At 64.1% G+C, this 14630-nt stretch carries 13 protein-coding genes; 12 read left to right on the top strand and 1 reads right to left on the bottom strand.

Annotated features, from left to right (window positions below):
• Positions 1-15 precede the first annotated feature (15 nt).
• The 10 genes from nuoG to KW843_RS12685 are packed head-to-tail and all read left to right on the top strand — an operon-like array spanning position 16 to position 10689.
• The gene (gene nuoG, locus KW843_RS12730; RefSeq protein WP_218295512.1) at positions 16-2151 is read left to right on the top strand and encodes an NADH-quinone oxidoreductase subunit NuoG; all 2136 of its coding nucleotides are present in this window, start codon (positions 16-18) and stop codon (positions 2149-2151) included.
• The gene (nuoH, locus tag KW843_RS12725) at positions 2148-3224 is read left to right on the top strand and encodes an NADH-quinone oxidoreductase subunit NuoH (RefSeq protein WP_218295511.1); all 1077 of its coding nucleotides are present in this window, start codon (positions 2148-2150) and stop codon (positions 3222-3224) included. The genes nuoG and nuoH overlap by 4 nt, the downstream gene beginning before the upstream one ends.
• A 12-nt stretch (positions 3225-3236) precedes the next feature.
• Positions 3237-3749, top strand: a complete 513-nt coding sequence (gene nuoI, locus KW843_RS12720) for an NADH-quinone oxidoreductase subunit NuoI (protein WP_218295510.1) — start codon at positions 3237-3239, stop codon at positions 3747-3749.
• A 50-nt stretch (positions 3750-3799) separates the two neighbouring features.
• Entirely contained in the window at positions 3800-4468 is a 669-nt protein-coding gene (locus tag KW843_RS12715) for an NADH-quinone oxidoreductase subunit J (RefSeq protein WP_218295509.1), read from the top strand.
• Positions 4465-4773, top strand: a complete 309-nt coding sequence (nuoK, locus tag KW843_RS12710) for an NADH-quinone oxidoreductase subunit NuoK (protein ID WP_005793248.1) — start codon at positions 4465-4467, stop codon at positions 4771-4773. The genes KW843_RS12715 and nuoK overlap by 4 nt, the downstream gene beginning before the upstream one ends.
• A gap of 31 nt (positions 4774-4804) precedes the next feature.
• Complete coding sequence (gene nuoL / locus KW843_RS12705) at positions 4805-6841, top strand: NADH-quinone oxidoreductase subunit L (RefSeq protein WP_218295508.1); 2037 nt, start codon at positions 4805-4807, stop codon at positions 6839-6841.
• Between the two features lie 12 nt (positions 6842-6853).
• Positions 6854-8329 (top strand): NADH-quinone oxidoreductase subunit M, encoded by a 1476-nt coding sequence (locus KW843_RS12700; protein ID WP_218295507.1) that lies wholly within the window; start codon positions 6854-6856, stop codon positions 8327-8329.
• Positions 8330-8353: 24 nt separating this feature from the next.
• Positions 8354-9847, top strand: a complete 1494-nt coding sequence (gene nuoN / locus KW843_RS12695; RefSeq protein ID WP_218295506.1) for an NADH-quinone oxidoreductase subunit NuoN — start codon at positions 8354-8356, stop codon at positions 9845-9847.
• A gap of 26 nt (positions 9848-9873) precedes the next feature.
• Positions 9874-10179, top strand: coding sequence for a DUF2818 family protein (locus tag KW843_RS12690; protein ID WP_218295505.1), 306 nt, complete (start codon positions 9874-9876; stop codon positions 10177-10179).
• Positions 10180-10203: 24 nt separating this feature from the next.
• Positions 10204-10689 (top strand): DUF1178 family protein, encoded by a 486-nt coding sequence (locus tag KW843_RS12685; protein ID WP_218295504.1) that lies wholly within the window; start codon positions 10204-10206, stop codon positions 10687-10689.
• Between the two features lie 140 nt (positions 10690-10829).
• Here KW843_RS12685 and KW843_RS12680 read toward each other — a convergent pair whose 3' ends face one another.
• Positions 10830-12644, bottom strand: a complete 1815-nt coding sequence (locus tag KW843_RS12680; protein WP_218295503.1) for an ABC transporter transmembrane domain-containing protein — start codon at positions 12642-12644, stop codon at positions 10830-10832.
• Between the two features lie 446 nt (positions 12645-13090).
• Between KW843_RS12680 and KW843_RS12675 the strand changes: the two genes are divergently transcribed.
• Positions 13091-13861, top strand: coding sequence for an ABC transporter ATP-binding protein (locus KW843_RS12675; protein WP_218295502.1), 771 nt, complete (start codon positions 13091-13093; stop codon positions 13859-13861).
• A gap of 1 nt (position 13862) precedes the next feature.
• Positions 13863-14588, top strand: a complete 726-nt coding sequence (locus KW843_RS12670) for an ABC transporter ATP-binding protein (protein ID WP_218295501.1) — start codon at positions 13863-13865, stop codon at positions 14586-14588.
• The last annotated feature ends 42 nt before the right edge of the window (positions 14589-14630 follow it).

Raw genomic sequence — 14630 nt, 5'->3', positions numbered from 1 at the left:
TCGCGAGAAACGCATATGGTTGAAATCGAACTCGACGGGCAGAAGGTAGAAGTCGCCGAAGGCTGCATGGTGATGCATGCAGCCGAAAAGGCCGGCACCTACATTCCCCATTTCTGCTATCACAAGAAGCTCTCCATCGCCGCCAATTGCCGCATGTGCCTGGTGGACGTGGAGAAGGCCCCCAAGCCCATGCCTGCCTGCGCCACGCCGGTCACGCAGGGCATGATCGTGCGCACCAAGAGCGACAAGGCCATCAAGGCCCAGCAGTCGGTCATGGAATTCCTGCTGATCAACCACCCGCTGGATTGCCCCATCTGCGACCAGGGCGGCGAGTGCCAGCTGCAGGATCTGGCCGTGGGCTACGGCGGTTCCTCCTCGCGCTACGAGGAAGAAAAGCGCGTGGTCTTCCACAAGGATGTGGGCCCGCTGATCTCCATGGAGGAGATGAGCCGCTGCATCCACTGCACCCGCTGCGTGCGCTTCGGCCAGGAAGTCGCCGGCGTGATGGAACTCGGCATGATCCACCGCGGCGAGCACTCCGAGATCACCACCGTGGCGGGCGATACCGTGGATTCCGAGCTGTCGGGCAACATGATCGACATCTGCCCCGTGGGCGCGCTCACGAGCAAGCCGTTCCGCTACAGCGCCCGCACCTGGGAACTGTCGCGCCGCCGCTCCGTCAGCCCGCACGACTCCACCGGTGCCAACCTCATCGTGCAGGTCAAGAACCACAAGGTGATGCGTGTCGTTCCGTTCGAGAACGAAGCCGTCAACGAATGCTGGATCGCCGACCGTGACCGCTTCTCGTACGAATCGCTCAACAGCGACGAGCGGCTGACCCAGCCCATGCTCAAGCAGGGCGGAGTCTGGAAGACCGTCGACTGGCAGACCGCGCTCGAATACGTGGCCAACGGCTTGAAGAACATCAAGAACGACCATGGCGCTGGCGCCATCGGTGCCCTGGTCAGCCCGCACAGCACGCTCGAAGAGCTGTACCTGGCCTCCGCCCTGGTGCGCGGCCTGGGCAGCGACAACATTGACTACCGCCTGCGCAACGCCGAATTCGCGGCGCCCGAAGGCATCCGCTGGCTCGGCACGTCCATCGCCTCGCTGTCCACGCTGCAGCGCGTGCTGGTGGTGGGCTCCAACCTGCGCAAGGACCATCCGCTGTTCGCGCAGCGCATCCGCCAGGCTGCGCGCCATGGCTGCCAGGTCAGCGTGGTCGACTCGGCCCTGGTCGATTGGGCCATGCCCGTGAAGCACTCCCTGCTGCAAGGCGCCGGTCAGTGGCTGCAGGCGCTGGGCACCATCGCCGCTGCCGTGGCACAGGAAAAGGGCACGGCCGCACCCGCAGGTTCCGGTGATCCCACCGAAGCCTCCCTGGTCATCGCCCGCTCATTGCTGGGCGGCGAACGCAAGGCCGTACTGCTGGGCAATGCCGCAGCGCACCATGCCCAGGCAACCCAGCTGCTGGCGCTTGCCAACTGGATTGGTGAACAAACCGGAGCAACCGTCGGCTACCTGACGGAAGCCGCCAACACCGTGGGTGCGCAATTCGCCGGCGCCCATCCCGTGAACGGAGGCCTGAATGCAGGCCAGATGCTGGCGGGTGGACTGAAGGCGGCCTTGCTGCTCAATACCGAGCCTGTCCATGACTCTGCAGCCGGCCTGCAGGCCGCCACGGCCCTGGGAGGGGCGGAGATGGTGGTGACCTTGAGCCCGTTCAAGGCCAATATGGAATTCAGTGATGTGCTGCTGCCGGTGGCGCCGTTCACGGAAACCTCGGGCAGCTTCATCAATGCGGAAGGCCGCCTGCAGGGTTTCCATGCCGTGGTGCGTCCTCTGGGCGATACCCGTCCGGCCTGGAAGGTGCTGCGGGTGCTGGCCAATCTGCTGGGCGTGCCGGGTTTTGATTTCGAGACGTCGCAGGATGTGCTGGCCCGCGCCACGAATGCGCCTGCTGGCACCTTCGCGCAGGTCCCGGCCGCTCAATTGTCGAATGCCGTGAGCGCTGCTGTCCCTGTCGCCACCGCAGTGGTGGGCGAGCCCGTGGTGGCCTCGATCTATCAACTGGACGGCCTGGTGCGCCGTTCCACGTCGCTGCAGCTGACCGCCGACGCGCGCTTGGCACGCGAAGGAGTGGCAGCATGATCGACGCGATCTACAACGCGGGCCTGAACCTGCTTTCCTTTGGCTGGTGGACCGGAGTGGTCTGGCCGGTGCTCTGGATCCTGCTCAAGATCGTCTGCATTCTGGCGCCCCTGATGGGGGCGGTGGCCTATCTCACGCTGTGGGAGCGCAAGCTCCTGGGCTTCATGCAGGTGCGCCATGGCCCCAACCGGGTCGGCCCGCTCGGGTTGCTGCAACCCATCGCGGACGCCTTGAAGCTGCTGACCAAGGAAATCATTCAGCCTACTGCCGCCAGCAAAGGGCTCTTCGTGCTGGGGCCGGTCATGGCGATCATGCCCGCGCTGGCTGCCTGGGTGGCGATTCCGTTCGGCCCGGACGTGGCATTGGCCAATGTCAACGCCGGCCTGCTGCTGGTGATGGCCATTACCTCCATCGAGGTGTACGGCGTGATCATTGCCGGCTGGGCATCGAACTCCAAGTACGCCTTCCTGGGCGCACTGCGGGCGTCCGCGCAGATGGTGAGCTATGAAATCGCCATGGGTTTTTGCTTCCTGGTGGTGATCATGGTTTCGGGCAGCATGAACCTCACCGAGATCGTGATGTCCCAGTCCCGCGGCATGGCCTCCAACATGGGCCTGGGCTTCCTGTCCTGGAACTGGTTGCCATTGCTGCCCATCTTCCTGGTCTACCTGATCTCGGGTGTGGCTGAGACGAACCGCCATCCGTTCGACGTGGTGGAAGGCGAAGCCGAAATCGTGGCGGGCCACATGGTGGAGTACTCCGGCATGGGTTTCGCGATCTTCTTCCTGGCGGAATACGCGAGCATGTGGCTGGTGTCCATCCTGGCCGCCCTCATGTTCCTGGGCGGCTGGTTGCCTCCGGTGGATTTCCTCTCGTTCATTCCCGGCTGGATCTGGCTCGGGATCAAGACATTCCTCGTGGTGTCCATGTTCATCTGGATCCGGGCGACTTTCCCCCGCTTCCGTTATGACCAGATCATGCGTCTGGGTTGGAAGATCTTCATTCCGGTCACGCTGGTGTGGCTGCTGATCGTCGGCGGGTGGTTGCTCTCGCCTTGGAATATCTGGAAATAAGCGGGGACACAAATGACTGCTGTTGCTGCTGCTGCACCTTTCTCGTTCAAGGATTTCTTCAAGAGCTTCATGCTCGTGGAACTGCTCAAGGGCATGGCCCTCACGGGGCGCTACGCCTTTCGCCGCAAGGTGACCGTGCAGTTCCCAGAAGAGAAGACCCCCTTGTCGCCACGTTTTCGTGGCCTGCACGCCTTGCGCCGTTATGAGAATGGCGAAGAGCGCTGCATCGCCTGCAAGCTGTGCGAGGCCGTGTGCCCCGCCATGGCCATCACCATTGAGTCGGACGTGCGCGACGATGGCTCCCGCCGCACCACGCGCTACGACATCGACCTGACCAAGTGCATCTTCTGCGGCTTCTGCGAAGAAAGCTGCCCGGTGGACTCGATCGTCGAGACGCACATTTTTGAGTACCACGGCGAAAAGCGTGGCGATCTGTATTTCACGAAGGACATGCTCCTGGCCGTGGGCGACCGGTACGAAGGTGAAATCGCGGCAGCCAAGGCTGCGGACGCCAAGTACCGCTGAGCGGTGCTGGGTTCAGCCTCTTTGCCAGACTTTCTATAAAGACCCGATTCATGGACGCCAAGACAGGTTTCTTCTACCTCTTCTCGGTCGTGCTGCTGTTCGCAGCCTTCCGGGTGATCACCGCGCGCAATCCCGTGCATGCGGTGCTCTACCTCATCCTCGCGTTCTCGCAGGCCGCCGCCGTCTGGCTGCTGCTCAAGGCCGAGTTCCTGGCCATTGCACTCGTGCTGGTGTACCTGGGCGCGGTGATGGTGCTTTTCCTCTTCGTCGTGATGATGCTGGACATCCACATCGACACGGTGCGCAAGGGGTTCTGGAAGCACTTTCCCCTGGCCGCCACGGTGGGCGCACTGATCGCGCTCGAAATGGCCGCGGTGCTGATGGGGGGCTTCCGGGGCATGGATGAGCCCAAGGCTGTCGCCACGGCGGTGAATGCGGCGGGCCAGGTCGTCCAGTATTCCAACACCAAGGCGCTGGGCAAGCTGCTCTACACCGAGTATCTCTATCCCGTGGAAATCGCGGCCGTGATCCTGCTGGTGGCGATGATTGCCGCCATTGCCCTGACGCTGCGCCAGCGCAAGGACAGCAAGGCGATCAATCCGTCCGTACAGATCCGCGTGCGCGCCAGCGACCGCCTCGAAGTGGTCAAGGTTGCCGCCACCCAGAAGGCTGAGGCGCCAGCGCCTGCAGAGGCTGTCGCCGAGGAGAAAAAAGCATGACGCTGACATTGGGCCACTTTCTCTCGCTGGGCGCGATGCTGTTCGCGCTGGCCGTGATCGGCATCTTCCTCAATCGCAAGAACCTGATTGTGCTGCTGATGGCGATCGAGTTGATGCTGCTGGCGGTCAACATGAACTTCGTGGCGTTCTCCCACTACCTGGGCGACATGCATGGACAGGTGTTTGTGTTCTTCATCCTGACCGTGGCAGCGGCCGAATCGGCGATCGGCCTGGCCATCCTGGTGCTGCTGTTCCGCAACAAGTCCAGCATCAACGCGGAAGACCTCAACACCCTCAAGGGTTGATGAGCCACCTGTATTCCCAAGGTTCTCAAGAATGAGTCAAACCCTCTCTGCTTCAACGCTCCTGGCCGTGCCGCTGGCTCCGCTGGCGGGCGCCTTGCTGGCCGGCATCTTCGGTACGACCTTTGGTGGTAACTGGATTGGCCGCCGCCTGAGCCACACCCTGACCATCCTGGGCGTGCTCGTGGCCTTCGTCCTGTCGGCCATGACGCTCAAGAGTGTTGCGCTGGATGGCGCCCGTTTCAACGAAACGCTGTACACCTGGATGGTGGTCGGCGGCCTCAAGATGGAAGTCGGCTTCCTGATCGACAGCCTCACGGCCATGATGATGGTGGTGGTGACCTTCGTGTCGCTGATGGTGCACATCTACACGATCGGCTACATGGAAGAGGACGACGGCTACAACCGCTTCTTCGCGTACATCTCCCTGTTCACGTTCTCCATGCTCATGCTGGTCATGAGCAACAACCTGCTGCAGCTGTTCTTCGGCTGGGAAGCCGTGGGCCTGGTGTCCTACCTGCTGATCGGTTTCTGGTTCAACAAGCCCAGCGCGATCTTCGCCAACATGAAGGCCTTCCTGGTCAACCGCGTGGGGGACTTCGGCTTCATCCTGGGCATCGGCCTCATCGCGGCCTACGCAGGCACGCTGAACTACGGCGAAGTGTTTGCCAAGTCGGGTGAGCTCGGCGGCCTGGCTTTCCCCGGCACCGACTGGATGCTGATCACCGTGATCTGCATCTGCCTGTTCATCGGTGCGATGGGCAAGTCCGCCCAGTTCCCGCTGCACGTCTGGCTGCCCGACTCGATGGAAGGCCCGACCCCCATCTCGGCACTGATCCACGCGGCCACCATGGTGACGGCCGGCATCTTCATGGTGGCGCGCATGTCGCCCCTGTTCGAGCTGTCGGATACCGCCCTGAACTTCATCCTGGTGATCGGGGCCATCACGGCGCTGTTCATGGGTTTCCTGGGCATCATCCAGAACGACATCAAGCGCGTGGTGGCCTACTCCACGCTGTCGCAGCTCGGGTACATGACCGTGGCGCTGGGTGCGTCGGCCTATTCGGTCGCCGTGTTCCACCTGATGACCCACGCGTTCTTCAAGGCGCTGCTGTTCCTCGGCGCCGGCTCGGTCATCATGGGCATGCACCACAACCAGGACATCCGCTGGATGGGCGGCGTGCGCAAGTACATGCCCATCACCTGGATCACTTCGCTGCTGGGTTCGCTCGCGCTGATCGGCACCCCGCTGTTCGCGGGCTTCTATTCCAAGGACAGCATCATCGAGGCGGTCCATTTCAGCCATCTGCCCGCGGCCGGTTTTGCGCACTTCGCCGTGCTGGCGGGTGTATTCATCACGGCGTTCTATTCGTTCCGCATGTACTTCCTGGTTTTCCATGGCAAGGAGCGCTACGACCAGAATCCTGATGCGCACCATGATGACCACCATGGCCATGACGATCACCATCACCAGCCCCACGAATCGCCCTGGGTGGTGACCGTGCCTCTGGTGCTGCTGGCCATTCCGTCGGTGGTGGTGGGTTTCATGTTCATCCAGCCCATGCTGTTCGGCGACTTCTTCAAGAACGTGATCTTTGTCGATGCGGTCAAGCATCCGGCCATGGCGAAACTGGCTGAAGTTTTCCACGGTCCGGTGGCCATGGCGGTGCACGGACTGCAGACCGCGCCATTCTGGCTGGCGCTCGCTGGCGTGGTTGCTTCGTACTACATGTACATGGTCAACCCCGCGCTGCCGGCCGGCATCAAGGCCCGCGTGCAGCCCCTGTACACGCTGCTGGAGAACAAGTACTACCTCGACTGGATCAACGAGAACATCCTGGCCCGCGGCGCGCGTGCCCTGGGCGTCGGCCTGTGGAAGGGTGGCGATCAGGCCATCATCGACGGGGCCCTCGTGAATGGCTCCTGGAAGCTGGTGCGCGGGGTTTCCGGCATCGTCCGCTGGATGCAGTCGGGCTTCATCTTCCACTATGCGCTGGTGATGATTCTGGGTGTCTTCGCATTGATGACCTGGTTTGTCTGGGGCGATGCTTTCTTGCAGCTCATCAAATAAGGAAAACAACAAATGGGTCTGTTGAGTCTTGCAATCTGGACACCGATTGCCTTCGGTGTGCTGCTGCTGGCCATTGGGCGGGATGAGCATGCCCGCGCGGTGCGGTGGCTGGCGCTGGTCGGGGCCGTGATCGGCTTCCTGGTGACTTTGCCCCTGTACGATGGCTTCAAGCTGGGCACGGCGGCGATGCAGTTTGTCGAGAAGGCCGCCTGGATCGAGCGCTTCAATGTCCACTACCACCTGGGCGTGGATGGCATTTCGTTCTGGTTCGTGCCGCTGACGGCTTTCATCACCGTCATCGTGGTGGTGGCTTCCTGGGAATCCATCACCGAGCGCGTGAACCAGTACATGGGCGCGTTCCTGATCCTGTCAGGCCTCATGGTCGGAGTGTTCACGGCGCTGGACGGCATGCTGTTCTACGTGTTCTTCGAAGCCACGCTGATCCCCATGTACCTGATCATCGGGATCTGGGGCGGCCCCAACAAGATCTACGCGGCGTTCAAGTTCTTCCTGTACACGCTGCTTGGCTCGCTGCTGATGCTGATCGCGCTGATCTTCCTGTACAACCAGTCGGGTGGCAGCTTCGACATCGCGACGTGGCACCAGCTGCCATTGAGCGGCCGCGCGCAGACGCTGCTGTTCTTCGCCTTCTTCGCGGCCTTCGCCGTGAAGGTGCCCATGTGGCCAGTGCATACCTGGCTGCCCGATGTGCACGTGGAAGCCCCCACCGGCGGCTCGGCCGTGCTGGCCGCCATCATGCTCAAGCTCGGTGCCTACGGTTTCCTGCGGTTTTCGATGCCCATCGCTCCCGACGCTTCGCGCGAATGGGCGTGGCTGATGATCGCGCTGTCGCTGATCGCGGTGATCTATGTGGGCCTGGTGGCCATGGTCCAGAAGGACATGAAGAAGCTGGTGGCCTACTCGTCGGTGGCGCACATGGGCTTCGTGACCCTGGGTTTTTTCATCTTCAACGACCTGGGCGTCTCCGGCGGCCTGGTGCAGATGATTGCACACGGCTTCGTCTCGGGTGCCATGTTCCTGTCCATCGGCGTGCTGTACGACCGCGTGCACTCGCGTGAAATCGCGGCCTACGGCGGCGTGGTCAACACCATGCCCAACTTCACGGCCTTCGCGCTGCTGTTCGCCATGGCCAACTGCGGCCTTCCGGGCACCGCCGGTTTCGTCGGCGAATGGATGGTGATCCTGGGGGCCGTCAAGGCCAACTTCTGGATCGGCCTAGCAGCCGCCACGGCCTTGATTTTTGGCGCCGCCTACACGCTGTGGATGTTCAAGCGGGTGTACCTGGGACCTGTCGGCAACGACAACGTCAAGGGCCTTACCGATATCGACAGCCGCGAGTTCCTGGTGCTTGCACTGCTGGGCATCGCCGTGCTGGCCATGGGCTTGTACCCGCGCCCCTTCACCGATGTGATGGACACCTCGGTGGCCGAACTGCTCAAGCATGTCGCGCTGTCCAAGCTGAACTGACCAGACTGAACTGAGAGATTCGAGATGATTGACAACATCAGCTGGCTCGCGATTTACCCCGAAATCGTGCTATTGACCATGGCCTGCGTGATCGCGCTGGTCGATCTGGGCGTGCACAGCGCACGCCGCACGGGCACCTATGTGCTGACCCTGCTCACGCTGGCCGTGGTGGCGGCATTGCAGGCCATGTACGCCAGCAGCGGCAACACCTTCTACGGCTTTGGCAACATGGTGGTCAGCGACGCCATGGGCAACTGGCTCAAGTGCTTCGCCACCGTGGCGATGATGATCACGCTGGTCTACGGCCGTCCCTATGCGGCGGACCGCGGCATGATGCGTGGCGGCGAGATGTTCACGCTGTCGATGTTTGCGCTGCTGGGCATGTTCATCATGATCTCGGGCAACAACTTCCTCGTGATCTACCTGGGCCTGGAACTCCTGACCCTGTCGAGCTACGCCCTGGTGGCCTTGCGCCGCGACAACGCCACGGCGACGGAAGCGGCGATGAAGTACTTCGTGCTCGGCGCCATGGCCAGCGGTTTCCTGCTGTACGGCCTGTCCATGATCTACGGTGCCACGGGTTCGCTCGACATCGGCCAGGTATTCAAGGCGGTCAATTCGGGCCAGATCCGCCATCAGGTGCTGGTCTTCGGCCTGGTGTTCGTGGTGGCTGGCCTGGCTTTCAAGCTGGGCGTGGTGCCGTTCCATATGTGGATTCCCGACGTGTACCAGGGTGCCCCCACGGCCGTCACGCTCATGATCGGTGGCGCGCCCAAGCTGGCAGCCTTCGCGATCACGATCCGCCTGCTGGTGGACGGACTGCTGCCCCTGGCCATCGACTGGCAGCAGATGCTCGCGGTGCTGGCCATCGGCTCGCTGCTCGTGGGCAACCTGGCCGCCATCGCGCAGACCAACCTCAAGCGCATGCTGGCCTACTCCACGATCTCGCAGATGGGCTTCGTGCTGCTGGGCCTGATGTCGGGTGTGGTGAATGGCAATGTGGATGCCACGGCCGTCGAGAACGCCTACAGCGCCTCCATGTTCTATGTGGTGACCTATGTGCTCACCACGCTGGCCGCGTTCGGCGTGATCCTGCTGCTGGCGCGCGAGGGCTTCGAGAGCGAAGAAATCTCGGACTTTGCGGGCCTGAACCAGCGCAGCCCCCTGTATGCGGGCGTGATGGCGGTCTGCCTGTTCTCCATGGCCGGCATTCCCCCGCTGGTGGGTTTCTACGCCAAGCTGGCGGTGCTGCAGGCGCTGGTGGCCTCCGGCCAGGGCCTGTACATCGCGATGGCGGTGTTCGCCGTGATGATGTCGCTGATTGGCGCCTTCTACTACCTGCGGGTGGTGAAGGTCATGTACTTCGACGCCCCGCTGACGGCTTCGAACGTATCGGCGCCCGTGGACGTCCGCGTGGTACTGACGCTCAACGGTGCACTTCTTCTGGTGCTGGGCCTTCTGCCCGGCGGTCTGATGGCGCTGTGCGCGGACGCTGTCGTGCGCGCGCTGGCGACCTGAGCGCCTCGCCGCTCTCGTTCGTTCCTGTGTCTGTTACCGGGTCCGTCTGGCTGGTCATCGTGGCGGCCTTCATCGCCGCCAACCTGCCGTTTGTGAACCACCGCTGGCTGGTGGTGGGGCCCGTTGCCGGGCAGCGCAAGCCGCTCGTCGGCCGGCTGGCTGAGCTCCTCCTGCTGTATGTCCTGGTCGGTGGCCTCGCGCTCTTGCTGGAGCGCCGCGCAGGGCAGATCGCGCCGCAAGGCTGGGAGTTCTATGCCATCACCGGGACGCTGTTTCTCACGCTGGCCTTTCCAGGTTTTGTCTACCGGTACCTGCTGCGCCGCCACGGGTGACGGCCGGCGCGTTCAGGTGTTGCCATGAAGGTGCTTGATCTCCAATGCCGGCTCGGCCATGTCTTTGAAGGCTGGTTTGGATCGGAGGATGATTTCCAGGGCCAGAAACAGCGCGGGCTGGTGCAATGCCCCCTGTGCGCGGACGCCCACATTGAAAAGCGTCTGAGCGCTCCGCGCTTGAATCTGGGCGCGCGAGATCCAGCCGCCACCACGCCCACCGTGACAACACCGTCTCCCGTGCCCGGAGCCGGAGGGGCGCCGGCCGATGCCGGCGTGCTTGCGCCCGCGCTGCAGGCCGCCTGGCTGGAGCTGGCCCGCAAGATCGTCGCCAGCACCGAGGATGTGGGAGGGCGTTTTGCCCAGGAAGCCCGCCGCATGCACCATGGCGAGGTGCAGGAGCGTGCGATTCGTGGTCATGCCACCCCCGACGAGGCCCTGGAGTTGCTGGAGGAGGGCATTGCCGTCCTGCCCCTGGCATTGCCCGCGGCGGCCAAGGAAACCCTTCAATAGCCTTCCCGGCGCTGCCTGGCCGCCGATATGTTATGACCATTTTGGTCGCAAACGCTTGATGCGCAAGCGCAATAAGCTATTGTATTTGTAGCGATCTCCTGAAGCCTGTGAAGCTCCGCCCGTGCCCCGGGGAGCCGGTGCTACACCGTGAACTGCAATGCCGCCAAGCGGGCATAGACGCCGCCTTGCGCCAGCAGGGCCGTGTGGGTGCCCTGCTCGACGATGCGCCCATGGTCCAGTACCACGATGCGGTCCGCGTTCTGCACGGTGGCCAGCCGGTGGGCAATGACCAGCGTGGTGCGGCGGCCTGTGTGGCGCTGCATGGCGGTGTCCAGGGCCGCCTGGACCATGCGCTCGCTCTCGGCGTCCAGCGCGCTGGTGGCCTCGTCCAGCAGCAGCAGTGGCGGGTTCTTGAGCATGGCCCTGGCGATGGCAATGCGCTGGCGCTGGCCGCCTGACAGGCGCACGCCGCGCTCTCCCAGGAAGGTGGCATACCCTTGCGGCAGCGCGGTGATGAAGTCGTGCGCGAACGCGGCGCGTGTGGCGGCAACCACCTCCTCGTCCGTCGCGTCGGGGCGCCCATAGCGGATGTTGTCCATCGCGGAGGCCGAGAAAATCACCGCGTCCTGTGGCACGGTGCCCGTGTGCGAGCGCAGGGCCTTGAGCCGCAGCCTGCGGATGTCCACGCCATTGAGGCGGATGCGTCCCTGCGGGACGCCGTCGGCATCGGAGTCCACGTCGTAAAAGCGCTGCAGCAGCTGGAACACGGTGGTCTTGCCCGCGCCGCTGGCGCCCACCAGCGCCACCGTTTCGCCGGGCGCCAGGCGCAGGGAAAAGTCGTGCAGGGCGGGTTGATCGGGGCGCGAGGGGTAGTGGAACTGCACCTGCTCGAACTCCACCTCCAGGCCGCGCTCGGAGAGCGGAAGTTCCTGGGGCTCGTCCGGGTCCGCCACGGGGGAGCGGCTCCCCAGCAGCTCCATCAGCCGCTCCGTGGCGCCCGCGGCGCGCAGCAGGTCGCCGTAGACCTCGCCCAGCACTGCCACGGCGCCGGCCAGCAGGATCACGTACACCACGGTCTGCCCCAGATGGCCGGCGGTCATCTTGCCAGCCAGCACGGCCTCCGTGCCGCGGTACAGGCCCCACAGCAGCAGCGCGGCGTTGGCAATGATGATGAAGGCCACCAGAAGGGCCCGGGCACGGGTGCGCTTGATGGCGACCTGGAACGCATTTTCGGTGGCCTGCATGAAGCGGGCGGACTCGCGGGGCTCGGCCGCGTAGCTCTGCACCACCGGCACGGCGTTGAGCACTTCCGCCGCGATGGCGCTCGAGTCCGCCACCCGGTCCTGGCTGTCGCGCGACAGGCGCCGCACCCTGCGCCCGATCCACATGGTGGGCAGCACCACCAGCACCACGGCCAGCAGCACGACCGACATGACATAGGGATTGGTCCACACCAGCATGGCCAGCGCGCCCACGCCCATGACGGCATTGCGCAGGCCCATGGACAAGGACGAACCGACCACGGTCTGGACGAGCGTCGTGTCGGTGGTCAGGCGCGACAGCACTTCCCCGGTCTGCGTGGTTTCAAAAAACTGGGGGCTTTGGCGCAGCACATGGCTGTACACGGCGTCGCGCAGGTCCGCGGTCACGCGCTCGCCCAGCCAGCTCACCATGTAGAAGCGCGCGGCGGAGAACACCCCCAGCGCCACGGCCACGGCGAACAGGGCCTCGAAATGGTTGCGCAGCGCCATGGTCTGGGCCCCCTTGTCCGCGCTGACAAGGCCGCCGTCCACCAGGTTGCGCAAGGCCAGTGGAAACGCCAGGGTGGCGAGGGCCGCGAGCACCAGGAACACCACCGACAACGCGATGCGGGCCCGGTACGGCCGCAAAAATGGAAGCAGGCCTGTCAGGGAGCGGGGCGCCCCGCGGGCGGGTTGGGAAGGGGTGGAAGCCATGGATGCAGTGTAGGTTCCCATCCCCGGTCCCCGCACGCGGCGGGGCAATCTCCAAGGCCACGGGAGTGTTTGCCAGAAGCGCGCCGGGCGGCGGCGGGCTGCCCATCCGCAGCCCTGCGGGGCCCCCGACGCTGCAGGTTGTAAGTAAAAAGTCAGTGTCTTGCCGGACCGCACCTGCCGGACAGAACCCTCGCCATGGGGCCTGCCGAGACGGCCAGGGCGGCAAAAAGCGCGATGGCGGCAGGGCGGGTGCCTCGCCCTGGACGGAGGCGGCGCGCATGCGCTGGCCTGGTGCGCCAGAAGGCATAGGCGTTTATACATAGGCATTAGTCCCAGTATCTACCGCAGGGTAGGGGGGCATACGATGCACTGCGACAAAAACGCACGTATGAAGTCCTTGCCGCAAGGCTTCTTCCCCCAGCACCCAACGGAGCGACCCAGGCGCAATGAGCGACGTCATTCTTGAAACCCACAGCCTGACCAAAGAGTTCAAGGGCTTCACCGCCGTCAGCGATGTGAACCTGGCCGTGCGCCGGGGTTCCATCCATGCGCTGATCGGTCCCAATGGCGCAGGCAAGACCACATGCTTCAACCTGCTGACAAAATTCCTCACGCCCACGTCGGGCACCATCCGTTTCAACGGGCACGACATCACCCGTGAGCAGCCCGCGCAGATCGCCCGGCGCGGCGTCATCCGCTCGTTCCAGATCTCGGCCGTGTTCCCGCACCTCACGCTGATGGAGAACGTGCGCCTGGGCCTGCAGCGCAAGCTGGGTACCTCATTTCACTTCTGGCGCAGCGAGCGCACCCTGCACCAGCTGGACGACCGGGCCATGCAGCTGCTGACCGAGGTGGGCCTGGAGGACCTGGCCGACGAGGTCACCGTGAACCTGCCGTACGGCCGCAAGCGCGCGCTGGAGATCGCCACCACGCTGGCCATGGAGCCCGAACTCATGCTGCTGGACGAACCCACGCAGGGCATGGGCCACGAGGACGTGGACCGCGTCACCCAGCTCATCAAGAAAGTCTCGGCCGGCCGCACCATCCTGATGGTGGAACACAACATGAAGGTGGTCTCCACCATCGCCGACCGCATCACGGTGCTGCAGCGCGGCGCCGTGCTGGCCGAAGGCCCGTACGCCGAGGTGTCCAACAACCCGCAAGTGATGGAAGCCTACATGGGCACCACCGATGGCCAACTGCAGGGAGCACATTGAGATGGCGACCACCGCATCCAAGACCCCTGCCCTTGAAATCAGCAACCTCGAGGCCTGGTACGGCGAGTCGCACGTGCTGCATGGCGTGGACATCGTCGTGCAACCCGGCGAGGTGGTCACGCTGCTGGGGCGCAACGGCGCGGGCCGCACCACCACCATGCGCGCGATCATGGGGCTGACCGGCGCGCGCAAGGGCTCCGTCAAGATCAACGGCGTCGAGACGATCCACATGCCCACGCACCGCATCGCCCACCTGGGCGTGGGCTACTGCCCGGAAGAGCGCGGCATCTTCTCCAGCCTGTCGTGCGAGGAAAACCTGCTGCTGCCGCCGGCGCTGAAGACCGGCACCCCCGGCATGTCGGTGCAGGAGATCTACGCCATGTTTCCCAACCTGGCCGAACGCAGGAACAGCCAGGGCACGCGCCTGTCGGGCGGCGAGCAGCAGATGCTGGCCGTGGCCCGCATCCTGCGCACGGGGGCCAACCTGCTGCTGCTGGACGAGATTTCCGAAGGCCTGGCGCCTGTCATCGTGCAGGCGCTGGCCCGCATGATCACCATGCTGCGCGAAAAGGGCTACACGGTGGTCATGGTGGAGCAGAACTTCCGCTTCGCCGCGCCGCTGGCCGACCGCTTCTACGTCATGGAGCACGGCCGCATCGTCGAGAAGTTCAGTGCGTCCGAGCTTGAGGCAAAGATGCCCGTGCTCACCGAACTGCTGGGCGTCTGAGCTGTCCAGGTGACCTCTTTCCCGTTTTCTTCCACCACACCC

Origin of the sequence: Acidovorax sp. sif1233 (assembly GCF_019218755.1) — a bacterium.
In the GTDB taxonomy this organism is placed as follows: domain Bacteria; phylum Pseudomonadota; class Gammaproteobacteria; order Burkholderiales; family Burkholderiaceae_C; genus Acidovorax.
This window is presented reverse-complemented; position numbering and strand designations above follow the sequence as displayed.